Consider the following 26,434-nt stretch of genomic DNA (forward strand, 5'->3'; position numbering starts at 1 on the left):
CGCCCCATTTCTCGTCGATCTTGCACTTGTGGCCCCGGCGAATGGGGCGTACGGCGCATAACGAGGGCCGAAAGTGCAAGATCGCGGGAGTGCTGCGGGGGGTCAGGCCAGGGAGGCTCGCAGCTTCGCGTCCTTCTCGGCCACCATCCGCTCCAGGCCCTCCTGGTACGCGACCATCCGCGCCCGCAACTCCGGGTCGGTGGCGCCGAGGATGCGTACGGCCAGCAGGCCGGCGTTACGGGCGTTCCCGATCGAGACCGTGGCGACCGGGATGCCGGCCGGCATCTGCACGATCGAGAGCAGCGAGTCCATGCCGTCCAGGTGCTTGAGCGGCACCGGTACGCCGATCACCGGCAGCGGCGTGACCGAGGCGACCATGCCCGGCAGGTGGGCGGCGCCACCGGCCCCCGCGATGATCGCCTTGAGACCCCGGTCGGCGGCGCTGCGGCCGTACTCGATCATCTTGCCGGGGGTACGGTGCGCGGACACCACGCCCACCTCGTACGGCACCCCGAACTCGTCGAGGACCTCGGCAGCGGCCTTCATGGTCGGCCAGTCCGAGTCGCTACCCATGATCAGTCCGACGGCCGCCATCGCGTCCTGCCCTCCGTCCGCGCCTACGGGGTTCGCGGCCCCGCTCACTCGTGCCCCGTACGCAGCCAGCGGGCGGCCCGCGCGGCCCGCGCCCGTACGTCGTCCAGGTCGTCACCGAGCACCGTGACGTGCCCGATCTTCCGGCCCGGGCGGACCTGCTTGCCGTAGAGGTGCACCTTCGCGCCCGGTTCGGCGGCGAAGAGGTGGTGCAGCCGCTCGTCGATCGACATCCCGCCCGGTTCCCCGCCGAGCACGTTCGCCATCACCACGACGGGCGCGGCGAGCGAGGTGTCACCCATCGGGTAGTCGAGCACCGCCCGGAGGTGCTGCTCGAACTGCGACGTGCGGGCGCCCTCGATGGTCCAGTGCCCGGAGTTGTGCGGGCGCATCGCCAGCTCGTTGACGACGATCCCCGGCCGGCCCGAGGCGTCGGTCACCTCGAACAGCTCCACGGCCAGCAGGCCGACCACGCCGAGCGAGGTGGCCAGGTCGATGGCGAGCTGCTGGGCGGCGACCGCCACCTCCTCGGGCAGCGCGGGCGCCGGGGCCAGCACCTCGACGCAGATGCCGTCGACCTGCACGGTCTCGACCACGGGATACGCGGCGACCTGCCCGAACGGCGAGCGGGCCACCTGCACGGCCAGTTCCCGGCGCAGCGGCACCCGCTCCTCGACGATCAGTTCGGTGCCCCCGGCCAGCAGGGTGGTGGCCAGCTCGGCGGCGTGCGCCGCGTCGGTCACCATCCAGACGCCCCGGCCGTCGTAGCCGCCCCGGGCCGCCTTCAGCACCACCGGCCAGCCGACCTCGGTCCCGAACGCCACCAGGTCGTCGGGGGAGGCGACGGGCCGCCAGGCCGGGACCGGCGCGCCCAGCTCGGTGAGCCGTTCGCGCATGGCGCGCTTGTCCTGCGCGTACCGCAGCGCGTCGGCGGGCGGGTAGAGCGTCACGCCCTCCGCGGCGAGCGTGCGGACGTGCTCGTTGGGCACGTGCTCGTGGTCGAACGTGACGACGTCGCAGCCCTTGGCGAAGGTGCGCAGCGCGGCGAGGTCGGTGTGGTCGCCGTACTGGACGTCGGCGGCCACCAGCGCGGCACCGTCGTCGGGGGCCAGCGCGAGCACGCGCAGCGACTGGCCGAGGGCGATCGCGGCCTGGTGGGTCATCCGGGCCAGCTGGCCACCGCCCACCATTCCGACAACAGGCAGACCGGTACGGGAGTCCATAGCGGCGCAAGCCTATCGGGGCAGCTCGCCGGCGCCGCGCCCGGATGGCGCATCACACGTCGGCCGGGAGCGGCGGGCCGCCCGCGGCCGCCGGGCCGCGGCCTCCGGACGGCACCCGCCGTCGCCGCGCGGTCGGCCTCAGCGGCCGAGCTGCCCCACCAGGTCGTCGACCTCGGTCACCGGCCGCTCGCAGACGAAACCCCGGCAGGCGTACGCCGTGGGCCGCCCGTTGATCATCGGACGGTCGGCGAGCAGGGGTACCCCGGGCCGGTCGGACGGGCCGGCCACGATCACGGCCCCGGGCGGCGCGTGCCGGTGCGCCGCCGCGAGCAGGGGCTCGCCGGCCGGCTGGTCCGTGACCACGGCGATCTCGTACGGACCGGAGAGCAGCGCCTCGCCGACGGCCGCCGCGTACCCCGTGAAGCGGGCGTGCCGGGCGACGATCGGCGCCACCGTGGCCAACGCCGCCTCGGCCGCCTCCCGGTAGCGCGTCCGGCCGGTCAACGCCGCGTACGCCACGAGCGCCGCCACGACGGCTGACCGGCCGGACGGGGTGGCGTTGTCGGTCGGGTCGGCGGGCCGGGTGACCAGCCGCTCCGCGTCGTCGGCGGTGTCGTAGAAGCCGCCTCCGGGTGCGGCGAACCGCTCCAGGGCGACGTCGAGCAGACCTCCGGCCAGGTCGAGCCACCGACCCTCGCCGGTGAGCTGGTGCATGGCACAGAACGCCTCGGCCACGCAGCCGTAGTCCTCCAGCACACCGGCCGGCTCGCCGACCACGCCGCCGCGTGAGACCCGCCGCAGCCGGCCGTCGACGAGGTGGCGTTCGGCGAGCACCTCGGCGATCCGAGTGGCCGCGGCGGCGGTCACCGGGTCGCCGGTCAGCGCGGTGTGCTCGACCAGCGCGGTGACGGCGAGGCCGTTCCAGGAGGCGACCACCTTGTCGTCGCGGGCAGGCTGCGGCCGGGTGTCGCGCGCCTCGCGCAGGCGGGCGCGGACCCGCTCCCACCGCGCCGCCACGTCGGGGTCCACGTCGTCGACGTCCCGGGCCAGCCGCAGGACGCTCGTGCCGCGTTCGAAGGAGCCGGACTCGGTGACCGCGAACAGGTCGGCGGCGAAGCGACCGTCGTCCTCGCCGAGCGCCTCGACGAGCTGCGCCGGCGTCCAAGAGTACGTGAGCCCCTCGACGCCCTCGGTGTCGGCGTCCAGGGCGGAGGCCAGGCCGCCCTCCGGGGTGCCCAGGTCGTCGATCATGAACGCGGCGGTCTCGGCGGCGACGCGGGCCGCCATCGGGTCCCCCGTGAGGCGCCACAGCTGCGTGTACGTCCGCAGCAGCAGGGCGTTGTCGTAGAGCATCTTCTCGAAGTGCGGCACGGTCCAGTGCCCGTCGACCGAGTAGCGGGCGAATCCGCCGGCGAGCTGGTCGTAGATGCCGCCCCGGGCCATCGCCTCGCAGGTGTGCCGGACGATCTCCAGACTGCGGTCCGAGCCGGTGCGCTGGTGGTGCCGCAGCAGGAAGAGCAGGTTCATGTGCGGCGGGAACTTCGGCGCGCCGCCGAATCCGCCGTTGCTCTCGTCGTACTCCCGGGCGAGCTGCTCGGCCGCGGCGTCGAGCAGTCCGGCCTCCAGCGGCGCGGTCGGCCCGCTCACGGCCTGGGCCCCACCGACCGCCTCGACCACGGCGGCGCCCTGGCGCAGCACGTCGTCCCGCTGGTCACGCCAGGCGGTGCCGACCGACTGGAGGAGCCGGAGGAAGGCGGGCTTCGGGTAGTAGGTGCCGCAGAAGAACGGCGTGCCGTCCGGCGTGGCGAAGACGGTCATCGGCCAGCCACCCTGGCCGGTCATCGCCTGCGTGGCCGTCATGTAGACGGCGTCGACGTCCGGGCGCTCCTCACGGTCCACCTTGATCGACACGAAACCGGCGTTCATGAGGGCGGCCACGGCGTCGTCCTCGAACGACTCGTGCGCCATGACGTGACACCAGTGGCAGGCGGCGTAGCCGACCGAGATGATGACCGGTACGTCCCGGCGGCGCGCCTCCGCGAACGCCTCCTCGCACCACGGCCACCAGTCGACCGGGTTGTCGGCGTGCTGGAGCAGGTAGGGGCTCGTGGCGTCAGCGAGTCGGTTCACCCGACGACCATAACCAGCCACCCCCCATCCCGCCGGACTCCGACCATCCGACCCGGCCCCGACCAGGGCCCGGCCTGCCCGGCCTGGCCCTGGCTCGGCCCGGCTCGGCTCGGCCCGGCTTGGCTCGGCCCGGCCCTGGCTCGGCCCGGCCCTGGCTCGGCCCGGTGATCATGAAGTTACTGCCCTGAATGCCGGCGTGTCGGGGCGATAACGTCATGATCACGCGCTGCAGCGGGGGCGGGGCCAGGCGGGGGGCAGCGCCAGGGGGCAGGGGGGGTGGGGGTCAGGAGGCGCCGTTGGTGCGGAGGGGGAAGACGTTCGGGCGTGCCTCGTCCAGCAGGGTGCCGAGGACGGCACCGATCTTGTCGGCCGGCATGGGCTTGAAGAAGTGGTATCCCTGCGCGGCCGTGCAGCCCAGCTCGGCGAGGGCCGTCCGCTGCTCGACGGTCTCGACCCCCTCGGCCACGACCCGCAGCCCCAGCTCGTGCGCGAGACCCACGGTCGTCCGGACGATGGCCGCCGCCTCCGGCGAGTCGGCCATCCGGATCACGAAGGACCGGTCGACCTTCAGCTCGTCGACGGCGATCCGGGTGAGGAAGGTCAGCGACGAGAAGCCGGTGCCGAAGTCGTCCACGGCGAGCTGCACGCCCATCGACCGGAGGGTGGCCAGCACCTCGTCGATGATCTCCAGCTCGCTCATCACCACCGTCTCCGTGATCTCCAGGACCAGCCGGTGCGCGGGCACCTGGTGCCGCCGCAGCGCCTCGGCGATCTCCGCGGGCAGCCGAGGATCGAGCAGGCTACGCGCGGACAGGTTGACCGAGATCGGGATGTCCAGGCCCTCCCGGGCCCAGCCGGCGGCGACCGCGAGCGCCTTGTCCAGCACGTACCGCGTGAACGTGCCGAGCTGCTCGCTGTTCTCGACGGGCCGGATGAAGTCGACCGGGCTGAGCCACCCCCGCCGGGGGTGCCGCCAGCGGATCAGGGCCTCCACACCGGTGGGTGCGCCGGTGGTGAGGTCGACCGCCGGCTGCAACGCGAGGACGAGTTGATCGTCCACCTCGAGCGCCTCGCGCAGTTCGGCCAGCAGGGCGAGCTGGTCGGTGCTCGCCGCGTCGCGGCTGCTGTCGTACGCGGCGACGTTGCCGCCGCCCTCCTTCGCCTGGTACATCGCGATGTCGGCCCGGCGCAGCAGCTCGGTGAGGTCGGCGGTGCCGGCGTCGGCCACCACCACGCCGACGGAGACCTCGACGGACATCCGCACACCCGCCACCTCGGTGGGCGCGGCCAGCCGTTCGGCGATCTCGCGGGCCTGGCGCATCGCGTACGCCGTGGGGGCGGCCCGGTCGCCGATCACCGGGACCGACGTCAGCAGCAGCGCGAACTCGTCGCCTCCGAGCCGGCCCAGCAGGTCCCCGGGACGGGTCAGCGCGCCGAGCCGGTTCGCGGTCAGCCGCAGCAACTGGTCGCCGGCCGCGTGGCCGAGGGTGTCGTTGACCTCCTTGAACTGGTCGATGTCGAGCAGCAGCAGCGCCACGGGGTGGTCGTGCGGGAGCTGCCGCAACGCCTGGTCACCCTTGCTGAGCATGGCGGCCCGGTTCACGAGCCCGGTGAGCGGGTCGTGCACCGCCTCGTACGACGACCGGGCGGCGACCAGCCGCAGCTCCCGGTGGGTGGCGGCGTCGTGCAGCGCGGCCGCCAGCGCGTCGGAGTACGCGGCCAGGGCGTCCCGTTCGCGGCCGGTCGGCGGCGCCGTACGCGGGAAGCGGACCCGCAACCGGCCGACGGGTGTGGCGCCGACGGCGAGCGGGCGCACCAGCTCGTGCTCGTCGGGCTCGGCGTCACCCGGCTCGGCGATCTCGCGGTCGACGAGGCCACCGGCCGCGTCGCCGCGGTAACGCCGCCAGCGCCCGTCGCCGCGAACCACGTCGACGTCGACGAGTTCGGCGTGGAACAGCGTGAGCGCCCCGCTGACCGCCGCGCTCGCCACGGCGCGCTCGTCGAGCTGGTTGAGCGCGGCGGTCGCCTCGGCGAAGGTCCGCCACGTGCGGCGTTCCTGGTCGGTCCGGAGCCGGTGCCGGTACGTCTGCTGGAGCAGCCAGAGCGGCGGCGGAAGCAGCAGCAGCCAGCGCGGGTCGATCCGGAGCAGCGCCACCACGACGAGGCCGACCGCCACGTTGCCGACGAACATCGGGAGCTTTCCCCGGAGCGCGGCGAACACCGAGGGCCCGACGGGAACGCCGTGCCGCAGCGCGATCGTCATCCCGCTGAGCCAGGCGGTGGTGAGCAGGTACGTCACCGCACCCGCGGCCAGGGCGGCGGCCAGCCCCGGCGTGAGGTCGGCCAGCAGCGGCCGACCGAGCGCGGTGGTGACGACGACCGCCAGCGCGGAGGCCGTCGCCAGCGACGCGGCGATCCGGACGATCTCCAGCGCGGATCGGCGTTCGCCGCCGAACAGCGAGACCGCCGACCAGGCGAGCCCGGCACCGAGGAGGGTGGCGGACGGGATCCAGCCCGCGGGCACCAGGTGGAGGCAGATGATCAGCGCCGCCTCGCCCCAGCTGATGCTCACGGTGCTCGCCGGTGCGCGGAAGCGCAGCCGGACCAGCTGGGCCACGGCGAGGACGCCGACGGCGATGCCGTAGCGGGCCGGGGCGGGCAGCGGATCGTCGCCCGGCAGCCGCTGCGGCAGGGTCGACCCGACCACGGCGGCCACGAGGGCCGTCACGGTGACCGCGGCGGTCAGCACCACCACCCGGCGCGGAGTGCTCCGCAGCCCGAGCAGGTCGGCCCTCTCGCCCGCCCGACCGGAGGTCACCGACCCGCTCCGCGTGCCGGCCGGCACGCCGTACGACGGGCAACCGCTGCTGTGACGGTCATCGGCGCCCCCTCCCGCGCACGGCTCGGGGACTTCTGGTCCCCCCGGCGGAAGGCTAAGCCAAACCCGATGACCGCAACAGGGGTCGAAGGCCGGGTTCGGCGTGATTCACGGGCGGACTACCCGTTTCAGCGCTGCTCGCGCCCGTTGGGAGCGTCCGGGGATGAATCTTGGCTTCCAGTCCCGTCTGTCGGATCGGCGACCACCGCGTCCGCCCGGCCCGCGTCGGCCGGAAGACCCTGACCGGGGAACCGGTCGGGCAGCCGCCGCAGCCGGGCGTTCATGTTGCGGATCAGCAGGACCGTGGCGGTGCCCAGCAGCAGGATGAGGAAGAGACCCATCGGGCCGGCCAGGCCACCCGTGCGGGTGTCCCCGAAGTTGTTCTCCGCGAGCACCTGGGCAGCGGTCAGCATGGCGTTCCTCCGATGTGTGACTGGGGACCAGCGTAACGCCGCGCCCGGTCAGCAGGCATGGACCGTCTCACGCACCCCGGCGAAGAGATCCGACTCGGGCAACGGGCTGTCGACCAGCGACCGCGCCAGGTGGAAGTCCTCCGTCGGCCACGCGCGCTGCTGGATCTCCATCGGCACCCGGAACCAGAAGCCGTCCGGGTCGACCTGGGTGGCGTGGGCGCGCAGCGCGTCGTCACGGACCGGGAAGTACTGCGCGCACTCCACCCGGGTGGTGACCTCCGGGCGCTGGTCGTCGGGATTCTCCTCCCAGCGCTTGAGCCAGTCCAGGTACGGCGACTCGAGGCCGGCGGCGAGCATGGCCTCGTGCAGCGCCATGATCTTGCCCTTCGAGAAGCCCACGTCGTAGTAGAGCTTGAGCGGCTGCCACGGCTCGCCCAGCTCGGGGTAGCGCTCCGGGTCGCCGGCGGCGTCGAACGCCGCGACGGTCACCTTGTGGCACATGATGTGGTCGGGGTGGGGGTAGCCGCCGCGCTCGTCGTACGTGGTCACGACGTGGGGCCGGAACTCCCGCATCAGCCGCACCAGCGGGCCCGCGGCCACCTCGACGTCCTGCAGGGCGAAACACCCCTCGGGCAGCGGGGGCAGCGGGTCGCCCTCGGGAAGCCCCGAGTCGACGAAGCCGAGCCAGGCCTGCTCGACGCCGAGGATGGCGCGGGCGGCGTCCATCTCGGCGCGGCGGATCTCGGCGATGTTGGCCCACACGTCGGGCCGGTCGAGCTTCGGGTTGAGCACGCTGCCGCGCTCACCCCCGGTGCACGTGACGACGAGGACCTCCGCTCCCTCGGCGACGTATTTCGCCATCGTGGCGGCGCCCTTGCTGGACTCGTCGTCCGGGTGGGCGTGGACGGCCATGAGGCGTAGCTGCTCTGCCAACTTCGGCACTCCTCGTTCGGGTCGGCCGGTGGGCCCGGGACGGGCCGTTGACCTGCCGGGATCCTCCCGCCCGGCGACCGCCGGGCGGACCCTCCGACGGCCGACCTGCCATGCTTGACGCCTGCCATGCTTGAGGCGGAGCCGGGCTGGGAGGATGGACAGAAGCCATTCTTGCCGATGCCACCGACAACGACGCCAGGAGATACCCGCCGGTGAGCGAGACGCACGCCACAGTTGCACCGGAAGCACCCACCTTCCCTCCCGGGCGGTACGGCCGCCGCCGACAGCCCGGCGGGCGCCGCCCCACGGTGCTGGCCGTCGTGGCGCTGGTCGTCCTGCTGGCCGTGCTCAGCGTGATCGCGCTGCGGCTCTACCGGCAGTACGGCGATCCGAACTACGACTCCCAGGTCATCACCTACACGGACATCACGGACAAACAGGTACGTGTCGACTTCCGGGTGACGGTGCCCACCGGCGGGTCGGCCGTCTGCCTGCTCCGCGCCCGGGACCGCGACGGCAACGAGGTGGCCCGGGAACAGGTCACGGTGACCGCACCGCCCGGAGAGCGGCACGTGACGGTCCAGCACCGGCTGGCGACCACCGGCCGGCCCTTCATCGGCGAGGTGCTGCGCTGCCGGCCCCCGGCCTGACGGGACACACCACCGCCCCGGCCACCCGACCCCGCCACGGAGGGCCCGCACCGGCCTGACGCCGCCACGCCCGGCCCGCACCGGCCTGACCCCGCCACGCCCGGCCCGCACGCGCCGCCGTACGCGCCCGGCGCTGAGGTGATCGTCGCCACCCCGTGTCGTACGGCACTGGTAACTTGGAAGTTCACCTGTCAGCCAGCCACGCACAACTGAGGAGATCGCCTGTGTCCACTGGCAACGAGGCGTCCGCCACCTGGCTGTCGCAGGACGCTTACGACCGGCTCCAGGCCGAGCTCGACGAGCTCATCGCCAACCGGCCGGTGATCGCCGCCGAGATCAACGCCCGGCGCGAGGAGGGCGACCTGCGGGAGAACGGCGGCTACCACGCCGCCCGCGAGGAGCAGGGCAAGGCCGAGGGGCGCATCCGCTACCTCCAGGAACTGCTGCGCACCGCCAAGGTCGGCGAGGCGCCGTCGGCCGACGCGGTGGCGCCCGGCATGGTGGTGACGATCTACTTCGACGACGACAAGGACGACACCGAGACCTTCCTGCTCGGCTCCCGGGAGATCGCGTCCACCACCGACCTGACCGTCTACAGCCCCGAGTCGGCGCTCGGCCAGGCCATCCTGGGCGGCCGGGCGGGCCAGACCTGCACCTACACGGCGCCCAGCGGCGCCGACATCAAGGTGACCGTGGTCAAGTTCGAGCCGTTCAGCGGCTGAGGCGCGGTGGCCGGGCCCGAGCCCGGCCCGCATCGACGCGTACGTCCCCCCGCGAGGCGTGGCACCGGCCGGTGTCACGCCTCGCCGGCAAAGACCACCTGGTAGCCGCTCGCCCGCAGCGCGCTGATGAGCGTGTCGGAGTGCTCGACACCCCGCGTCTCCACCGAGAGCGCCACCTCCACCTCGCCGAGGTGCAGGTGCGGGTGGGCGCGCTGGTGCACCACGTCCACCACGTTCGCGCGGTGCTCGGCGATCTCGCCGAGCAGCGACGCGAGCTGGCCGGGGCGGTCGGAGCAGCGCACCGTGAACCGCAGGTAGCGGCCCGCGGCGGCAAGCCCGTGCTCGATCACGCGCAGCATCAGCAGCGGGTCGATGTTGCCGCCGGACAGGACGGCGACCACCGGCGCCTCCACCTGCACGGCCCCCGCGAGCAGCGCCGCGACGCCGACCGCGCCGGCCGGTTCGACCACCTGCTTGCCCCGCTCCAGCAGCATCAGCAGCGCCCGGGAGATGTCCTCCTCGGACACGGTGACCACCTCGTCCACCAGCTTGCGCACGTGCGTGAAGGTGAGGTCGCCGGGGCGGCCCACGGCGATGCCGTCCGCGATGGTGGAGAACGCCGGCAGCCGGACCGGCTCCCCGGCGACCAGCGAGGGCGGGTACGCGGCCGCGCCGGACGCCTGGACGCCGATGACGCGGATGTCCGGTCGCAGGGCCTTCGCCGCGACCGCGATCCCGGAGATCAGACCGCCCCCGCCCACGCCGGTGATGATCGTCTTCACGTCCGGGCACTGTTCGAGGATCTCCAGCGCCACGGTGCCCTGCCCGGCGATCACGTCCCGGTGGTCGAACGGGTGGATGAGCACCGCCCCGGTCCGCTCGGCGAACGTCTGCGCGGCCACCAGCGACTCGTCGACGGTGTTGCCGACCAGCTCGACCTGGGCGCCGTACCCCTTGGTGGCCGCGACCTTCGGCAGCGGCGCGTTCACCGGCATGAAGACCGTGGCGTGGGCGCCGACCAGCCCGGCGGCGAGCGCCACACCCTGGGCGTGGTTCCCGGCGCTCGCCGCGACCACCCCCCGGGACCGCTCCTCCCGCGACAACCGGGAGATCCGCACGTACGCGCCGCGCACCTTGTACGACCCGGCCCGCTGCACGTTCTCGCACTTCAGCCACGCCGGCCCGCCGAGAACCGCGCTCAGCGGCCGGGAGGGCTCGAGCGGCGTGGTGCGGGTGACGCCGGCGAGCAGTTCCCGCGCGGCCTGTACGTCGGCGAGACCGACCAGTTCCGTCATGCCCCGATCGTGCCACCCGGCGTCGGCGGGACCGGCGGCGACGCCACCGTCGAATCCGCCCGCGAACGCTCGACGATCACGCGATGGCGGGCGACCCCGTGCCGACGCGCGGGTACCCCGGTGCGTGCCGCGGCCAGGGCGCGGCCATCTCGAACTGGCCGGCCACACCGAGCAGCAGCAGCTCCGACCCGGGCGGGCCGACCAGCTGCACGGCGACCGGCAGACCGTCGGGGCGCCGGCCCACCGGCACGACGATCGACGGCAGACCGGCGATGTTCCACGGCGCCGCGTACGGCGCGTACCGGATGTTCGCCGCCATGTTGGCCCGCCAGGACCGGTTCGACCAGCTGGCCGCCTCCGGCGGGCGGCCGGCCAGCGCCGGGGTGAGCAGCAGGTCGACCGAGTGGTCGGTGAAGAAGCCGATGGACCGTTCCCGCCAGGCGACCCGGTCCGCCTCCCGGACGTACCCCCGCCGCTGCGCCCACTCGCCGAGCGCGACGTGCCGGCGGCTGCGCCGTTGCAGGCTGCGCCGGTCGATGCCGGCGGCCTGGACGTCGGCGGCCGCCGCCGCGAACCAGGTGGCGATGCCCTGGAGGCCGAGCCGGGTCGGGTAGACCGGGTCGGCCGGGACCGTGTCGTGGCCCGCGGCGGCCAGCAGCCGGCCGGCGGTGGCGACGGCGTCCCGGTTGGGGGCGTCCGGCGAGACGCCGCGCACCGGCGAGCGGAGCGACACCCCGACCCGCAGCCGCTGCGGCGGGACCAGCTTCTCCGGGCGCCGTCCCGCGAGCACCGAGAAGCCCACGGCCGCGTCGGCGACCGTGGTGGTCAGCATCCCGTGCTCGGTGAGCCCGAACCAGTCCTCCGCGCCGAGCTGGCAGGGAACCACGCCGCGGCCCGGCTTGAGTCCGATCAGCCCGCAGCAGGCGGCCGGGATGCGGATCGAGCCGAGGCCGTCGTTGCCGTGCGCCATCGGCACGAGGCCGGCCGCCACGGCCGCCGCCGCGCCACCCGAGGAGCCGCCCGGCGTGCGTCCGGTGTCCCACGGGTTGCGGGTCACGCCGCTGTCGTCGTCGGTGAGCGCCCAGAGACCCAGCTCCGGCATGCGGGTCACCCCGAGGATCACCGCGCCGGCGCCGCGCAGCCGGCGGACCACCTCGTGGTCGGCCTCGGCGACCGGCGTACGCACCGCGGCCGACCCGTTCCAGGTGGGCAGCCCGGCCACCGGGGTGTTCTCCTTGACCGCCACCGGCACCCCGGCCAGCGGAAGGTTGGCCAGGTCCTCCTGCTCGTCGACCTTCTCCGCCTCGGTGATCGCCTCCCCGCCGCGCACCGTGCGGAACGCGGCGAGGTCGGCGTCGGCGCGGGAGATGTGGTCGAGGTGGTCCGCGACGACCTGGGTGGCCGAGACGTCGCCCCGGCGTACGCCCCGGGCGATCTGCTTGGCGGTCGCTCCGACCCAGGTCGGCATGATGTCCTGCACGGCCACCCTCCCCAGCCAGCGGTCAGCCCAGCGCCTGCTCCAGATCGGCGAGCAGGTCGTCGACCGTCTCGATGCCGACAGACAGTCGCACGAGATCGCCGGGAACTTCAAGCGGTGAGCCCGCAGCGCTTGCGTGTGTCATGCGACCCGGGTGCTCGATCAGGGACTCCACCCCGCCGAGGGACTCGGCGAGGACGAACAGTCGGGCCCGGTTGCAGATCTCGACGGCGTGCTCCTCGCCGCCCGCTGCGCGGAAGGAGATCATGCCGCCGAAGCGGCGCATCTGCTTCGCCGCGATCTCGTGGCCGGGGTGCGACGGGAGACCCGGGTAGATCACCTGCGCCACCTGGGCGTGGCCGTCGAGGTACGCGGCGAGCCGCTCGGCGTTGTCGCAGTGCCGGTCCATGCGTACGCCAAGGGTCTTGATCCCCCGCAGGGTGAGCCACGCGTCGAAGGGCCCGTTGATCGCGCCCATCGCGTTCTGGTGGTAGCGCAGCTCCTCGCCGAGCCCGGCGTCCGCGGCGATCAGCGCACCGCCCACCACGTCCGAGTGGCCGCCGATGTACTTGGTCGTCGAGTGCACCACCACGTCCGCGCCGAGGGCGATCGGCTGCTGGAGGTACGGCGAGGCGAACGTGTTGTCGACCACCAGCAGCGCGCCCGCGTCGTGGGCGACGGCCGCGAGGGCGGCGATGTCGGCGATGCCGAGCAGCGGGTTGGTGGGCGTCTCCACCCAGACGATCCTCGTGCTGCCGGGGCGGATCGCGGCGCGGATCGCGTCCGGGTCGGACACCCGGGCGGGGGTGTAGGCCAGGCCCCACCGCTCCACGACGCGGGCGAAGAGCCGGTAGGTGCCCCCGTAGGCGTCGTCCGGGATGACCACGTGGTCGCCCGGCTTGCAGACGGTCCGCAGCAGGGTGTCCTCGGCCGCCAGCCCGCTGGCGAAGGCGAGCCCGACCGCGCCGCCCTCCAGCGCCGCCAGGCACTCCTGCAGCGCGTCACGGGTCGGGTTGCCGGAGCGGCTGTACTCGTAGCCGAGCCGCGGCGCACCGACGGCGTCCTGCGCGTACGTGCTGGTCTGGTAGATGGGTGGGATCACCGCGCCGGTGCGGGCCTCGGGGTCCTGGCCGGCGTGGATGGCGAGCGTCTCGAAGCCGTGACTCATTCCCGAGACGTTAGTCCGCCGGCCCCGCCGACCGGGCGCAACCCGGCCGCGTCACGACGCGCGCTGTCGTACCGGTTGCGGGCAACGCGGCGACATCATCCGCTACGTCGACGCGGAACTGCTGCGTCAGGACTGGCCACGGGTACGGCGAATGACCTCCCGCCGGTTGGTCTCGCTCTGGGAGCGACGGTTGCCCCGGCTCAGCGCCGCCTGATGGACGCCCTGCACCGTCGGCTCGTCGAGATCGGCTTCGCGGCCAACGATGATCTCGGCGTGGTGCTGGCTGGCGGGTACGCCATGTCGCCGGCGGTGAGACCGGCCCGGTCGGGGTGCCGGACGACGGGTGGGACGCCTACCTCGACCCGGCCTGACCCCGCCGGTGGCGCCCCGCATAGCCTGGGGCCGTGGCCGGGTGCGTGTTCTGCGGGATCGTGGCGGGCGAGGTGCCGGCGTTCCGGGTCGCCGACGTGCCGGAGGGCGTGGCGTTCCTCGACACGCGCCCGGTGTTCAAGGGTCATGTGCTGGTGGTGCCACGGACCCACCTCGTGACCCTCGCCGACCTGCCTCCCGGGTCGCTGGGCGACTACTTCGGGCTCGTGCAGCGGCTCGCCGTGGCCGTGGAGTCCGGTCTGGGGGCCGGTGGGACGTTCGTGGCGATGAACAACAAGGTGTCCCAGTCGGTCCCGCACCTGCACACCCACGTCGTCCCGCGGACGAAGGGCGACGGCCTCCGGGGCTTCTTCTGGCCCCGGACCCGCTACGCCGACGACGCCGAGGCGCGCTCGTACGCCGACCGGATCGCCGCCGCGCTCGGCTGACCGGCGGGTGAGTCCGAGGGGATCGGGTAAGGATCGGGGACCCTCCGGCGTTGCAGCCCCTGGGAGATACGAGAGGAGTCCCACCGTGTTCCTGCGCCGTATGAAGGCCGAGCTGATCACGCCGGAGCAGGCTCTGCCGGGCCGCCCGATCGCGATGCCGGTCGCGGACCGGCACGAGGTCCTGGGCACCCCGCTGAAGGGCCCGTTCCCGGAGGGCAGCCAGGTCGCCGTGTTCGGCATGGGGTGTTTCTGGGGGGCCGAGCGGCTGTTCTGGACCCTGCCGGGCGTGATCACCACCTCCGCGGGTTACGCGGGCGGCTACACGCCGAACCCCACCTACGAGGAGGTGTGCTCGGGGATGACCGGGCACGCCGAGGTGGTCCAGGTGGTCTACGACCCGTCGAAGATCGACTACGAGGATCTGCTGAAGGTCTTCTGGGAGAACCACGACCCGACCCAGGGCATGCGCCAGGGCAACGACGTGGGCACCCAGTACCGCTCGGCGATCTACGCGACCACCGACGAGCAGCTCGCCGCCGCGACCGCCTCCCGGGACGCGTTCGCGCCGATCGTGGCCCGCGCCGGCAAGGGTGAGATCACCACGGAGATCACCCGGCTGGGTGACTACTACTTCGCCGAGGACTACCACCAGCAGTACCTGGCCCCGACGAAGAACCCGAACGGCTACTGCAACCACGGCCCGAACGGGATGAGCTGCCCGGTGGGCATCGCCCGCACCGCCAGCTGACCCGACCCGGCGGCCAGCCGACCGTCGACAGCCTCCGCCGCCCGCGGCCCGCGCCGCGGGCGGCGCCGTATTCCCGCCCGCCGATGTGATCGAAATCCGTTGCCCCGCCCGGCGGGGACTGGATAGCGTGGCGGTACACGGGAAAGGAGGTGGTCCAGACTTGTATAGCAATCGGACTCGTGAGGTGGCTGTCCGCTAGCCGCTGTCCTCGACAGTAATCCCGTCCGCCGCGAGGCGGGCTCAGGCACCATCGTCGAGACCGTGTGGCAGCGGTGCGGCGAATCCACGACAGCCACCCGACCCCCGGGGTGCCGGCCATAGTCCAGCCGGCCCGCGCGCGAGCGCGGACGCCCCGGGGGTCGCTTCATCTCCGGCGGCAGCCGGACGACCCGCCGGAGGTCGCTGTGTCGATGCGCGAGCTGGTGATCCTCGGGACGGCCAGCCAGGCGCCCACCCGGCAGCGCAACCACAACGGGTACGTGCTGCGCTGGGACGACGAGGTGATCCTCTTCGACCCGGGCGAGGGCAGCCAGCGGCAGATGCTGCACACCACGGTCACGGCCACCGACCTGACCCGGATCTGCGTCACCCACTTCCACGGCGACCACTGCCTCGGCCTGCCCGGCACCATCCAGCGGCTCTCGCTCGACCGGGTGCCGCACCCGGTGGCCGTGCACTTCCCCGCCGGCGGCGCCGAGTACTTCGCGCGGCTGCGGCACGCCACAAGCTTCTACGAGACCGCGGAGCTGCACGTCGAGCCCATCGAGGCCGACGGCCAGCGGATCGCCCTGCGCTGCGGCACGCTCGAGGCCCGCCGGCTGCGCCACCCCATCGAGACGTACGGCTACCGGCTCGTGGAGCCCGACGGACACCGGATGCTGCCGGAGAAGCTGGCGGCGTACGGCATCGCCGGCCCGGCCGTCGGGGAGCTGAACCGCGTCGGCCACCTCGACCGGGACGGACGCCGTGTGACCCGCGACGAGGTGAGCGTCCCCCGGCCGGGGCAGCGGTTCGCCTTCGTGATGGACACCGGCCTCTGCGACGCGGTGTACGCCCTCGCGGAGCACGCCGACCTGCTGGTCATCGAGTCGACGTTCCTCGACGCGGAGGCCGCCCTCGCCGCCGAGGTCGGGCACCTCACGGCGGCGCAGGCCGCGCGGGTGGCCGCCGAGTCGGGCGTACGCCGGCTCGTGCTCACCCACTTCTCCCAGCGGTACGCGGACCCGCGCCGGTTCCTCGACGAGGCCCGAAAGCACTTCGACGGCGATCTCGTCGTCGCCGAGGATCTGACGACCGTGCAGGTCCCGCCACGGCGGGTAGCCTCGACCGGGTGACCGTCACGCTCCGCCGGGCCACCGCCGACGATCTGCTCGCGGTGGGCGCGCTGCACCAGCGTTCGCGGGTCGCCGCGTACTCGTCGTTCCTGCCCGCCGGGTCGCTGGCCGAGCCGACCCCCGACGCCATGGGGCGGTACTGGGCCGAGCGGTGGGGCTGGGAGCGGGACGACCACCTCATGACCGTGGCGGAGCGGGACGGCGACCTCCTCGGCTTCAGCTACGTCGGCCCGGACGACGAGGGCGACCCGTCGACCGGGCTGCTCAACGCCATCCACCTGGAGCCGGCCGAGCGGGGCCGCGGGGTGGGGCGGGAACTCATGATCGACGCCCTGGCCACCATGCGGGACCGCGGCTGGCGGCAGGGGGCACTCTGGGTACTGGCGCAGAACTCCCCCGCCCGGCGCTTCTACGAGCGCGGCGGCTGGACGCCGACGGCCACGGAGCGCATCGACCTCATCGGCTCGGCACCCGTCACCCAGCTGCGCTACGTCCGCCCGCTGTAGCTCCTGCGGAGGGCCACCACGCCTTCCATCGCGCAGCGGCCGAGGTCGCCCGGCCGGACCACGTCCGCCAGGCCCGTGGCGTTCGCTCTCAGCGGAGCCCGCGTCGGCATGCGCGTCGATCCCGGCGTGTTGCTCCCGTCATGGACACCGAGCACACCGCGCCGGAGCGGGCCGAGGCCGCCGCTCTGGACGCGTACTCCCAGGTGGTCACGACCGTGGCGGCCCGGGTGCTGCCCAGCGTGGCCGCCCTGTCGGTGCGGACCGCGCGCGGGGCCGGCGCCGGCTCGGCGGTCACCGTGGGCACCGACGGCCTGCTACTGACCAGCGCGCACGTGGTGCAGGGCGCGCGGAGCGGCACGGCCACGTTCGGCGACGGCACCGAGACGCCGTTCCGGGTGGTGGGCGCCGACCCGCTGTCGGACCTCGCCGTGCTCCGGGTCGACGAGACGACCGTGCCGCCCGTCGAGCTGGGCGACGCCGACGGGCTGCGCATCGGCCAGCTCGTGGTCGCCGTGGGCAACCCGATGGGTTTGGCCGGCTCGGTCACCGCCGGGGTCGTCTCCGGCCTGGGACGTTCCCTGCCGGCCCGGGACGGGCGGGTGACCCGGCTCATCGAGGACGTGATCCAGACCGACGCGGCGCTGAACCCGGGCAACTCCGGCGGGGCGCTGGCCGACTCGGCCGGACGGGTGATCGGGATCAACACGGCGGTCGCCGGCTACGGGCTGGGCCTCGCCGTGCCCATCAACGCCACCACCCGGCAGATCCTCGCCGACCTCACCACCGACGGCCGGGTACGCCGCGCCTGGCTGGGCGTCGCCGGCGTGCCGGTTCCGCTGCCACCCGAGGTGACGGCGCGGACCGGCCAGCGCCGCGGTCTGCGGGTGGTCGAGGTGGTTCCGGGCAGCCCGGCGGGGCTCGCCGGGATCTACCTCGGTGACGTGATCGTCTCCGCCGGCGGCCGGCCGATCGGCGACGGCCAGGGCCTCCAACGGCTCATGCTCGGGTCGGCCATCGGTACGCGGCTGCCCGTGACCGTGCTGCGCAAGGGCGCGTTCGTCGACGTGGTGGCGGTGCCGACCGAGCTGGCCCGCTGAGGCGGGCGCGGTCGGGCCCCTTCCCGGACGCGGGGGCGTCGGGGAAGGGGCCCGCCTCGCAGGCGTCGGGGAAGGGGCCTCCGCGCAGTCTCAGCGGGCGCCGAGGTGCGCGAGCAGGTCCTGGCGGGTGAGCACGCCCTTGGGCTTGCCGTCGACCAGCACCAGCGCGGCGTCGGACTTCTCCAGCAGGGCGACCGCCTCGCTCACCGGCTGCCCGCCGCCGATCATCGGCAGCGGCGCGGCCATGTGCCGCTCGATCGTGTCGTGCAGGTGCGCCTGCCCGGTGAACAGCGCGTCCAGCAGGTCGCGCTCGGCGATCGAGCCGGCCACCTCGCCGGTGACGACCGGCGGCTCGGCCTTGAGCACCGGCAGCTGGGACACGCCGTACTCCCGCATGTAGTCGATCGCGTCGCGGACCGTCTCGGTGGGGTGCACGTGCACCAGCTCGGGCAGGCCGCCCGGCTTGCTCGCCAGCGCGTCGGCCACCGTCGGCTCGGTGCCCGAGTTGTCCAGGAAGCCGTAGCGGGCCATCCAGTCGTCGTTGAAGATCTTGGAGAGGTAGCCTCGGCCGCCGTCGGGCAACAGCACCACCACGACGTCGTCCGGCCCGGCCTTGCGGGCCACCTCGAGGGCGGCCACCACGGCCATGCCGCACGACCCGCCGACGAGCAGCCCCTCCTCGCGGGCCAGCCGCCGGGTCATCTCGAAGGACGCCTTGTCGGAGACCTCGACGATCTCGTCGGCGATGTCCCGGTCGTACGTCTGCGGCCAGAAGTCCTCACCGACACCCTCGACGAGGTACGGCCGGCCGGTGCCACCCGAGTAGACCGAGCCCTCCGGGTCCGCCCCGACCACGCGCACCCGCCCGTCGGAGACCTCCTTGAGGTACCGGCCGATCCCGGAGATGGTGCCGCCGGTGCCCACCCCCGCCACGAAGTGGGTGATCCGCCCGTCGGTCTGCTTCCACACCTCCGGGCCGGTGGTCTCGTAGTGCGAGCGCGGGTTGGCCGGGTTGCTGTACTGGTCCGGCTTCCAGGCGCCGGGGATCTCCCGGGCCAGCCGGTCCGAGACGTTGTAGTAGGAGCGCGGGTCCTCCGGGGCGACCGCGGTGGGGCACACCACCACCTCGGCGCCGTACGCCCGCAGCACGTCCTGCTTGTCCTGGCTGACCTTGTCCGGGCAGACGAAGACGCACCGGTAGCCCTTGAGCTGGGCGACCAGGGCCAGCCCGACACCGGTGTTGCCACTGGTCGGCTCGACGATGGTGCCGCCCGGCTTGAGGATCCCCGCGGCCTCGGCGTCCTCCACCATGCGCAGCGCGATGCGGTCCTTCACCGAGCCGCCCGGGTTCAGGTACTCCACCTTCGCCAGCACGGTGGCCTGGATGCCCTCGGTGACGTTGCGGAGCCGCACGAGCGGGGTGTTGCCGATCAGGTCGACGACGTTGTCGTAGTACTGCACCTCGATGTGTCCTTCTCCTCGGCGCCGGCGCCGGGCGGCCGGGCAGATGGGCGTTTCCCAGCGCCCAGGGTACGTGCCGTCAGGGCACCACACGCCCCGGGATGACCTGGCTACGCCGCGTCTCCCACTCCAGGAACCGCTCGGTCTCGGCGAGCACGGCGCCGGCCAGCCAGGTGACCATCACGGCGTCGTCGGCCAACCCGAAGATCGCCAGCGGGATCTCCGGCACCAGGTCGACCGGTGAGACGACGTACGCCGTCGCCGCGGCCATCAGCGCCAACCGGAGGCCCCCGTCGTACTCGCCGCGCGCCGTCGCCCGGATCATCCTGGGCAGCGCGGCCAGCCTCGCGCCCAGCGACGGGCCCTTGCGCGACCCGGTCGCCAGGGCCCGGGCCAGGGCCGCGAAGGCCGCGCTCCGCTTCAACGTCTTCGCCATCCTCGCGCTCCTCTCCGGAGGTCAGCGTGGCGTCCCCGCGCAAGGCCCGCGGGCCGCCACGGTGACAGGTACCCACCGGGGCCCTCCACGTCCCACTCGTCTGCCGCTACGACGACAGCGGCCTGTCGGGCCGGCGCGATACTGTCGCAGCATGGGGGTGGCTGATTCCGTTGCACCGGTGGGCCCGCGCTGGCAGCGCGCCCGACAGATCGCCCGCCTCACGGCGATCGGCACGGGCGCCACCGCCGCGGCGGTGGTGGCCACCGCCGGGGTGCTGATCGGTCAGGCCCGCCAGGCCCGCCGCACCATCCCGTTGGCCGAGGCGCCCCCGCCCCGCTGCGACGGCGTCTACGGCGCGAAGTCTCCCGGGCAGCCGCTCACCATGGTCGTGCTCGGTGACTCCTCCGCGGCCGGCTACGGGGTGCACCGCCGCCGGGAGACGCCCGGCGCGCTGCTCGCCACGGGCCTGTCCCGGCGTACGCACCGGCCGGTGCGGCTGCACTGCTTCGCGGTGGTCGGGGCGATCTCCGCGGGTCTGCGGCACCAGGTGGAGGCGGCGCTGGAGCACCAGCCCGACATCGCGGTGATCCTCATCGGCGGCAACGACGTCACCAACCGCACCCCGCCCACGATGGCCGTCCGCTACCTCGTGGAGGCGGTCCGCGCGCTGCGGGCCGCGGGCAGCGAGGTGGTCGTCGGCACCTGCCCGGACCTGGGGGCGATCCAGCCCATCCAGCCACCACTGCGCTGGTTGGCCCGGCGGTGGAGCCGGCAGCTCGCCGCCGCGCAGACGGTGGCCGTGGTCGAGGCGGGAGGCTGGACGGTCTCCCTCGGCGACCTGCTCGGGCCCCGGTTCGCGGCCGAGCCGGCCCGGATGTTCGCGTGGGACCGGTTCCACCCGTCCGCCGAGGGGTACGCGGTGGCCGCGGCCGCGATGCTCCCCACGGTGCTCTCCGCGCTCGGCGTGGGCCAGGAACGACGGCCGGTGCCGGCCCTGGGCCGGGGCGTCCGGTCACTGCCGGAGGCGGCACAGGAGGCGGCCCGGCACGGCGGCACGGAGGTCAGCGGCGCGCAGGTGCGCGGCCGCGACCGGGGGCCGGCCGGCCGGTGGGCGCAGCTGCGCCGGAGGGCGTTCTTCGGTGTCGGCGCCGTGCCGCAGCCCGGCCCCACCTCCGACTCACCCACTGTGGAGGGACTGGCATGAGCGAGCGTCAGCGAGGCGGCGGCATGAGCGGACAGGACGTCACCACGCGTCTCGCCGGCCGGCTCGGCCGCGCGGCGCTGCTCTCCATGGTCGCCGGCGCGGTCGGCGGGGCCGCGCTCCTGGCCGGCGAGGCGTTCGTCGCCCGGCACCGCCGCTACGCCGAGCCGGAGCTGGGGCTGGCCCTGCGCGCGACGATCGGCCGGGCCGGCGCACCCCCGCTGCGGCTGGTGCTGCTCGGCGACTCGTCCGCGCTGGGCGTAGGGGTCGACCGGCTCGACGACACCATCGGCGGCCAACTGGCCAACCTGCTGGCCGAGGGGCCCAACGGGCGGCTCGTCCACCTGTCCAGCGTCGGGGTCTCCGGCTCCCGCTCGACCGACCTCGCCACCCAGGTCGCCCGGGCCCTGCTCGGCCAGCGGCCCGACGTGGCGGTGATCCTCATCGGGGCGAACGACGCCACCGGGATGCGCCGCCCCGCCGAAGCCGCCGCGTACCTGGGGGCGGCCGTGCACCGGCTCCGCGAGGCCGGGGTGGAGGTCGTGGTCGGCACGTGTCCCGATCTCGGCGCCGCGCGCGCCATCGCACCGCCGCTGCGGCAGCTGGTCGGCTGGTCCGGGCGGCGCATCGCCCGCGCCCAGACGTCCGCCGCGCTGGACGCCGGCGGTTCGGTGGTCGACCTGGCCACCGAGACCGGGCCGGTGTTCCGCGCCGACGCCGGCACCTTCTGCCACGACGGCTACCACCCCTCGGCCGACGGCTACCGCGTGTGGGCGCACGCGCTGCTCCCGGCGGTCGCCGCCGCGGCGGCGGTCACCTCCCGCCGCTGATCGGCGACCTCCCTCGCCGCATTCGCAAGATCGTGCTGGATCCTGGATGTAGTGCCCTCGTGGAGTCTTGGAGGCCACCACATCCAGGATCGAGCGCGATCATCCCGGTCGCCCGACCAGCGCGCGATCACTCCGTCGCGGTCGCCGGGCCGGGGAGTGACATTTCCCGTCACCCGGGCGGGTTCCGCGCCAAGTTACCGGCGAGTTAGCGTGGATCCATGTCGACCGAGCCGTCCCGCGACGCCGTCATCGTCGCCACCGCCCGCTCCCCGATCGGCCGGGCCCACAAGGGCTCCCTGCGTGAGGTACGCCCGGACGACCTCGCCGCCACCATCGTCCAGGCCGCCCTCGACAAGATCCCCCAGCTCGATCCCACCGAGATCGACGACCTCTACCTCGGCTGCGGCCTGCCCGGCGGCGAGCAGGGCTTCAACATGGCCCGCGTCGTCGCCACCCTGCTGGGGCTGGACGGCCTGCCGGGCGCCACGATCACCCGCTACTGTGCCTCGTCGTTGCAGACGACCCGCATGGCCATGCACGCGATCCGGGCCGGTGAGGGGGACGTCTTCATCTCCGCCGGTGTGGAGACCGTCTCCCGCTACGCCCGCGGCAACTCCGACGCCCTTCCGCCCGAGGCGCAGGCACTGGTCGGTGGTGGCTGGGAGAACCCGCGCTTCACGGCCGCACGTGAACGGTCCAAGGCCCGCGCCCAGGGCGGCGCGGACGTGTGGCGCGATCCGCGCGAGGCGGGCGAGCTGCCCGACATCTACCTGGCCATGGGGCAGACCGCGGAGAACCTGGCCCAGGTGTACGACGTGACGCGCGCCGAGATGGACGAGTTCGGCGTACGCAGCCAGAACCTCGCCGAGAAGGCGATCGCCGACGGCTTCTGGGCCCGGGAGATCACGCCGGTGACCACGCCGGACGGCACGGTCGTCAGCGCCGACGACGGCCCGCGGCCCGGGGTCACGATGGAGGGCGTGGCCGCCCTGAAGCCGGTGTTCCGGCCGGACGGACGGATCACCGCCGGCAACTGCTGCCCGCTCAACGACGGCGCCGCCGCCGTGGTGGTCATGAGCGCCCAGCGCGCCCGTGACCTCGGCATCACGCCGCTGGCCCGGATCATCTCCACCGGCGTCACCGCGCTCTCGCCGGAGATCATGGGCCTCGGCCCGGTCGAGGCGTCCCGGCAGGCGCTGAAGCGGGCCGGGATGACGATCGACGACGTGGACCTCGTCGAGATCAACGAGGCGTTCGCCGCGCAGGTCATCCCGTCGTACCGGGAGCTGGGCATCCCGCTGGAGAAGCTCAACGTGATGGGCGGCGCGATCGCCGTGGGCCACCCGTTCGGCATGACCGGCGCCCGCATCACCGGCACCCTGCTCAACGCCCTCGAATGGCACGACAAGACCATCGGGCTGGAGACGATGTGCGTCGGGGGTGGCCAGGGCATGGCCATGGTGATCGAGCGACTCAGCTGAGCCGCGGTCACGGCCGCGAGTCCGGGTCGGCGCCGGCGGACGGGTCGCCGTAGTCCAGACTGGCCGCGGCCGGTGCGTCCGCCGGTGGCCGAGCCGCACCCAGCGCGGCCTCCGCTCGCCGGCGCGGTCCGCTCGCCGGCGCGGTCCGCTCGCCGGCATGGTCCGCTCGCCGGCGCGGTCCGCGCGCTGCCACGGTCCGCCCGCTGGCACGGTCCGCTCGCCGGCCCGGTGCGCTCGCGGGTCGGGGCGAGCGCCGGGTAGGCCGTGGCCCCCTGCCTGGCTGTGCGGCAGGGTGCGGGCGAAGCTCGACCGGATCGCTCGGGTCAGAGCGCGCTCCGGGTCGCCGCCACCTCGGCGGCGGCCCGGGCCAGCACCTCCGGCGCCGCGCCGGCCGTCACGAGGTCGGCGGTGACGACCCGGAGCTGGTCGGGGAGGGCCAGGTCGTTGTCGAGGCGGGGCACCGTACGGCGCGGCTCGCCCTCGGCGTCGGCCGCGAGGTTCGCGATCTCCTGCACGAGCCGGTGCACGAGATCGGCACGGGAGGCGTTGCCGCCGGTGGCGGTGGCCCCCCAGCGGGGTTGCTCCCAGTGGCCCACCTGCCGGACCAGCAGCTGCACGGCCCGTTCCAGCTCTGCTGCGCTCACCAACCGGAGTGTACGGACCACGCACCCCCACCGGCCCCCACCCAGCCCCGACCGCCCCGACCGCCCCGACCACCCCGACCACCCCGACCACCCCGACCGCCCCGACCGCCCCGACGATCATGAGGTTGGCGGGGGCGACACGCCGACGCGGAGCCCGCCAACCTCATGATCGCCGGTGACGGGCGGCGGGCGGCCGGTGACGGCGGCCGGGGACGGGCGGCGGGGGACGGCGGCAGGTGGCGGGTGGGACGGTGGTGGTCGGGCGGGGTCAGCGGCGTACGTAGCTCAGCAGCCGGAGCAGCTGCCAGTAGAGGAACACCAGCCCGGTGAGCAGCCCGAACGCGCAGAGCCACGCGTAGCGGCGGGGGCGGCCCGCCTGGACGGACCGCTCGACCAGGTCGAAGTCGAGGATGAAGCTGAACGCCCCCGCGATGATCGCGATCACCGCGATCACGTACGCCCACCCGCCGACCTCACCCGTCAGGCTGTAGATCTCCAACCCCTGCCGACCGGTCACCAGGTAGACCACGAGGTTCACCACGCTGATGGCCACGAGGCCGAGCAGGACGCCGACGACCAGCCGGGCCATCCGGGGCGTGGCCCGGACGAGCCGGGCCCGGTAGAGCAGCGCCATGCCGAGGAAGACGCCGAACGTGCCGGCCACGGCCTGCGACACGATGCCCGGGTAGACGAGTTCGAAGGCCCGGCTCGCCACACCGAGCAGCAACCCCTCGACCACGGCGTACGCCACCATGGGCGCCGGGTGGGTGACCGCCCGCAGCGAGATGACGAGGGCCAGCGCGATGGCGGCCAGGGCGCTGCCGGCGAGCGCGGCCGGCACCCAGACCGCCTGTGGGACGTACAGCCAGGCGAGGAGTGCCGTCGCGCCGGTGAGGAGCAGCAGCCCCACGGTCCGGACCACGACGTCGTCGACGGTCATCTCCTCGGCGACGCCGACGCCGAGCACCCGGCCCTCCAGCCGGGTGGTCTCGTCGAGCCGGTTCAGCACCGGATTGCTGCTGCGCACCCGTCGCCCCCTCGCCGCGCCTACCCCTCGCAGTCACTCTGCACCGGCGGATCGTGCGGTGGCGGGAAAACGCCGCCGCCGACGGGAGTCGCGCCCGGGAGCCGGGGCCCGGAGTCCGCCCGGGAGCCGGGGCCCGGAGCCGGGCCCGGGAGCCGCGCCCGGGAACCGGCCGGTTGGGAGGCGCGCACCGGTCCGGGTCCGCCCCGGACCAGATCCGAGGACCGGCTCGGGCCGGACCCGGAACAGACGACGGCGCCCGCCACCGTGGTGCGGTGGCGGGCGCCGGTCGTACGCGGGCCGACGGTCAGTCGTCGCCCTGGAAGTAGCTCAGCAGGCGGAGGATCTCGAAGTAGAGCCAGACCAGGCTCACGAGGATGCCGAAGGCGGCCACCCAGGAGTAGCGCTGGGGCAGGCCCATCCGGACGCCGTCCTCGACCTCCTTGAAGCTCAGCACGAAGCTCAGCGCCGCCACCACGATGCAGACCAGGCTGAAGATGATGGCCAGCCCGCTGCCGTCACGCAGGTGGGTGTTGACGCCGAACAGCGCCAGCACCAGGTTGATCAGCATCACCGCGAAGAGGCCGGCCATCACGGCGACCATGCCCTTGACGAACGCGGGGGTGGCCCGGATGACCCGTGCCTTGTAGAGCATGGCCATCACGAAGAAGACGCCGAAGGTGGCGATGACGGCCTGGAGCACGATGCCCTGGTAGGCCGTCTCGAAGGCCTTGCTCACCATGCCGACGAGGACACCCTCGACGACGGCGTACGTCACGACCAGCGCCGGGTTCGCCATCCGGGAGAACGAGATGATCAGGCCCAGGACGAGGGTGACGACCAGGGCGCCAATCCAGGCGGTCCCGACCAGCGCGTCGGGGACGAGCACCCAGGCGGCCGCGGCGGAGACGCCGAGGATGCCCAGGAGGGCGACGGTCTTGACCACGACGTCGTCGATGGACATGGGCGCCACGGTGGGCGGCGCCGCCGGGTAACCCGCGGGGTATCCGGCCTGGGTCGGGTACTGGTGCGGAACGCCGGGCGCGCCGTACGGCCCGGTCGGGGCGTACCCGGCGGCGCGCTCCCGCTCGGCCGCCTGGCCGAGCCGGGCGAGCACCGGGTTCGAGGTCTTCACTGTCTGGCCTCCCTCAGGGGGTCGTCATGCACGTGAACGTGCACACACAAGAGTAGACGGCAACGCCCATCCATGGAGATCAGCGGGCCGACGAGGGGGCCGAAGGTGTCCCGTGGTGCCCGGGGCGGGGGTCGAACCCGCACGCCTTGCGGCAGCCGCTTTTAAGGCGGCCGTGTCTGCCGTTCCACCACCCGGGCCGGACGGCACCGGCGCGTCGACTCGCGGCGGTGCAGTGTCAC

General features: G+C 74.0%; 23 protein-coding genes, 1 tRNA gene and 2 pseudogenes. 10 read left to right on the top strand and 16 right to left on the bottom strand.

Annotated elements, in window-relative coordinates:
• Positions 1–102: 102 nt before the first annotated feature.
• The 7 genes and pseudogenes from purE to mca all read right to left on the bottom strand — a co-directional run bounded on the left by purE (position 103) and on the right by mca (position 8,168).
• Positions 103–594: a 5-(carboxyamino)imidazole ribonucleotide mutase gene (gene purE / locus OG994_RS20075; protein ID WP_120327709.1), complete on the bottom strand. Its 492-nt coding sequence runs from the start codon at positions 592–594 to the stop codon at positions 103–105.
• Between the two features lie 44 nt (positions 595–638).
• Entirely contained in the window at positions 639–1,814 is a 1,176-nt protein-coding gene (locus OG994_RS20080; RefSeq protein ID WP_120327708.1) for a 5-(carboxyamino)imidazole ribonucleotide synthase, read from the bottom strand.
• A gap of 138 nt (positions 1,815–1,952) precedes the next feature.
• A pseudogene (locus tag OG994_RS31585) lies at positions 1,953–2,660 on the bottom strand (hypothetical protein); the annotation flags it as partial.
• A 45-nt stretch (positions 2,661–2,705) separates the two neighbouring features.
• A pseudogene (locus OG994_RS31590) lies at positions 2,706–3,944 on the bottom strand (thioredoxin domain-containing protein); the annotation flags it as partial.
• A gap of 283 nt (positions 3,945–4,227) precedes the next feature.
• The gene (locus tag OG994_RS20090; protein ID WP_396844991.1) at positions 4,228–6,729 is read right to left on the bottom strand and encodes a putative bifunctional diguanylate cyclase/phosphodiesterase; all 2,502 of its coding nucleotides are present in this window, start codon (positions 6,727–6,729) and stop codon (positions 4,228–4,230) included.
• A gap of 221 nt (positions 6,730–6,950) precedes the next feature.
• Entirely contained in the window at positions 6,951–7,235 is a 285-nt protein-coding gene (locus OG994_RS20095; RefSeq protein ID WP_120327706.1) for a hypothetical protein, read from the bottom strand.
• Positions 7,236–7,283: 48 nt separating this feature from the next.
• Positions 7,284–8,168: a mycothiol conjugate amidase Mca gene (gene mca / locus OG994_RS20100; RefSeq protein WP_120327773.1), complete on the bottom strand. Its 885-nt coding sequence runs from the start codon at positions 8,166–8,168 to the stop codon at positions 7,284–7,286.
• A 212-nt stretch (positions 8,169–8,380) separates the two neighbouring features.
• On the opposite strand from mca, the gene OG994_RS20105 reads away from it, so the two are divergent.
• Together OG994_RS20105 and greA are read left to right on the top strand one after the other, a co-directional pair.
• Positions 8,381–8,818: a DUF4307 domain-containing protein gene (locus tag OG994_RS20105; protein WP_120327705.1), complete on the top strand. Its 438-nt coding sequence runs from the start codon at positions 8,381–8,383 to the stop codon at positions 8,816–8,818.
• A 224-nt stretch (positions 8,819–9,042) separates the two neighbouring features.
• Positions 9,043–9,540: a transcription elongation factor GreA gene (gene greA, locus OG994_RS20110; RefSeq protein WP_120327704.1), complete on the top strand. Its 498-nt coding sequence runs from the start codon at positions 9,043–9,045 to the stop codon at positions 9,538–9,540.
• A gap of 74 nt (positions 9,541–9,614) precedes the next feature.
• Here greA and ilvA read toward each other — a convergent pair whose 3' ends face one another.
• The 3 genes from ilvA to OG994_RS20125 form a co-directional block, all read right to left on the bottom strand.
• A complete protein-coding gene (gene ilvA / locus OG994_RS20115) occupies positions 9,615–10,835 on the bottom strand; it encodes a threonine ammonia-lyase (RefSeq protein ID WP_328850619.1) in 1,221 nt (406 codons plus the stop codon).
• Between the two features lie 76 nt (positions 10,836–10,911).
• On the bottom strand, positions 10,912–12,321 hold the full coding sequence (locus OG994_RS20120) for an amidase (RefSeq protein WP_120327702.1): 1,410 nt from the start codon (positions 12,319–12,321) through the stop codon (positions 10,912–10,914).
• Between the two features lie 16 nt (positions 12,322–12,337).
• Positions 12,338–13,480: a cystathionine gamma-synthase gene (locus OG994_RS20125; RefSeq protein WP_120327701.1), complete on the bottom strand. Its 1,143-nt coding sequence runs from the start codon at positions 13,478–13,480 to the stop codon at positions 12,338–12,340.
• A 404-nt stretch (positions 13,481–13,884) separates the two neighbouring features.
• Here OG994_RS20125 and OG994_RS20130 point away from each other — a divergent pair, with 404 nt between their 5' ends.
• The 5 genes from OG994_RS20130 (at position 13,885) to OG994_RS20150 (ending at position 17,983) form a co-directional block, all read left to right on the top strand.
• Positions 13,885–14,298 carry an HIT family protein gene (locus OG994_RS20130; protein ID WP_328850620.1) on the top strand — a complete coding sequence of 138 codons (414 nt, stop codon included), beginning with the start codon at positions 13,885–13,887 and terminating at the stop codon, positions 14,296–14,298.
• Between the two features lie 85 nt (positions 14,299–14,383).
• Complete coding sequence (gene msrA, locus OG994_RS20135) at positions 14,384–15,046, top strand: peptide-methionine (S)-S-oxide reductase MsrA (RefSeq protein ID WP_120327699.1); 663 nt, start codon at positions 14,384–14,386, stop codon at positions 15,044–15,046.
• A gap of 404 nt (positions 15,047–15,450) precedes the next feature.
• A complete protein-coding gene (locus OG994_RS20140) occupies positions 15,451–16,380 on the top strand; it encodes a ribonuclease Z (protein WP_328850621.1) in 930 nt (309 codons plus the stop codon).
• Positions 16,377–16,886 (top strand): GNAT family N-acetyltransferase, encoded by a 510-nt coding sequence (locus tag OG994_RS20145; RefSeq protein ID WP_120327697.1) that lies wholly within the window; start codon positions 16,377–16,379, stop codon positions 16,884–16,886. The genes OG994_RS20140 and OG994_RS20145 overlap by 4 nt, the downstream gene beginning before the upstream one ends.
• A gap of 140 nt (positions 16,887–17,026) precedes the next feature.
• Positions 17,027–17,983, top strand: a complete 957-nt coding sequence (locus tag OG994_RS20150; RefSeq protein WP_328850622.1) for a S1C family serine protease — start codon at positions 17,027–17,029, stop codon at positions 17,981–17,983.
• 90 nt (positions 17,984–18,073) lie between these two features.
• Here the strand turns inward: OG994_RS20150 and OG994_RS20155 are convergent, their stop codons facing one another.
• Together OG994_RS20155 and OG994_RS20160 are read right to left on the bottom strand one after the other, a co-directional pair.
• Positions 18,074–19,444 (bottom strand): cystathionine beta-synthase, encoded by a 1,371-nt coding sequence (locus OG994_RS20155; protein WP_328850623.1) that lies wholly within the window; start codon positions 19,442–19,444, stop codon positions 18,074–18,076.
• A 79-nt stretch (positions 19,445–19,523) separates the two neighbouring features.
• On the bottom strand, positions 19,524–19,880 hold the full coding sequence (locus OG994_RS20160) for a YkvA family protein (protein ID WP_328850624.1): 357 nt from the start codon (positions 19,878–19,880) through the stop codon (positions 19,524–19,526).
• A gap of 151 nt (positions 19,881–20,031) precedes the next feature.
• Here OG994_RS20160 and OG994_RS20165 point away from each other — a divergent pair, with 151 nt between their 5' ends.
• The 3 genes from OG994_RS20165 (at position 20,032) to OG994_RS20175 (ending at position 23,392) form a co-directional block, all read left to right on the top strand.
• The gene (locus OG994_RS20165) at positions 20,032–21,084 is read left to right on the top strand and encodes an SGNH/GDSL hydrolase family protein (RefSeq protein ID WP_120327693.1); all 1,053 of its coding nucleotides are present in this window, start codon (positions 20,032–20,034) and stop codon (positions 21,082–21,084) included.
• Positions 21,085–21,107: 23 nt separating this feature from the next.
• Positions 21,108–21,911, top strand: a complete 804-nt coding sequence (locus OG994_RS20170; RefSeq protein ID WP_120327692.1) for an SGNH/GDSL hydrolase family protein — start codon at positions 21,108–21,110, stop codon at positions 21,909–21,911.
• Between the two features lie 218 nt (positions 21,912–22,129).
• The gene (locus tag OG994_RS20175; RefSeq protein WP_328850625.1) at positions 22,130–23,392 is read left to right on the top strand and encodes an acetyl-CoA C-acetyltransferase; all 1,263 of its coding nucleotides are present in this window, start codon (positions 22,130–22,132) and stop codon (positions 23,390–23,392) included.
• 323 nt (positions 23,393–23,715) lie between these two features.
• On the opposite strand, the gene OG994_RS20180 is transcribed toward OG994_RS20175, so the two are convergent.
• The 4 genes from OG994_RS20180 to OG994_RS20195 form a co-directional block, all read right to left on the bottom strand.
• The gene (locus OG994_RS20180; RefSeq protein ID WP_328853754.1) at positions 23,716–24,039 is read right to left on the bottom strand and encodes a hypothetical protein; all 324 of its coding nucleotides are present in this window, start codon (positions 24,037–24,039) and stop codon (positions 23,716–23,718) included.
• 265 nt (positions 24,040–24,304) lie between these two features.
• Positions 24,305–25,063, bottom strand: coding sequence for a Bax inhibitor-1/YccA family protein (locus OG994_RS20185; protein ID WP_328850626.1), 759 nt, complete (start codon positions 25,061–25,063; stop codon positions 24,305–24,307).
• A gap of 304 nt (positions 25,064–25,367) precedes the next feature.
• On the bottom strand, positions 25,368–26,195 hold the full coding sequence (locus OG994_RS20190; RefSeq protein WP_120327687.1) for a Bax inhibitor-1/YccA family protein: 828 nt from the start codon (positions 26,193–26,195) through the stop codon (positions 25,368–25,370).
• A 113-nt stretch (positions 26,196–26,308) separates the two neighbouring features.
• Positions 26,309–26,392 (bottom strand) — tRNA-Leu (locus OG994_RS20195).
• Between the last annotated feature and the right edge of the window lie 42 nt (positions 26,393–26,434).

This window comes from Micromonospora globbae (genome assembly GCF_036184225.1).
In the GTDB taxonomy this organism is placed as follows: Bacteria; Actinomycetota; Actinomycetes; order Mycobacteriales; family Micromonosporaceae; genus Micromonospora; species Micromonospora globbae.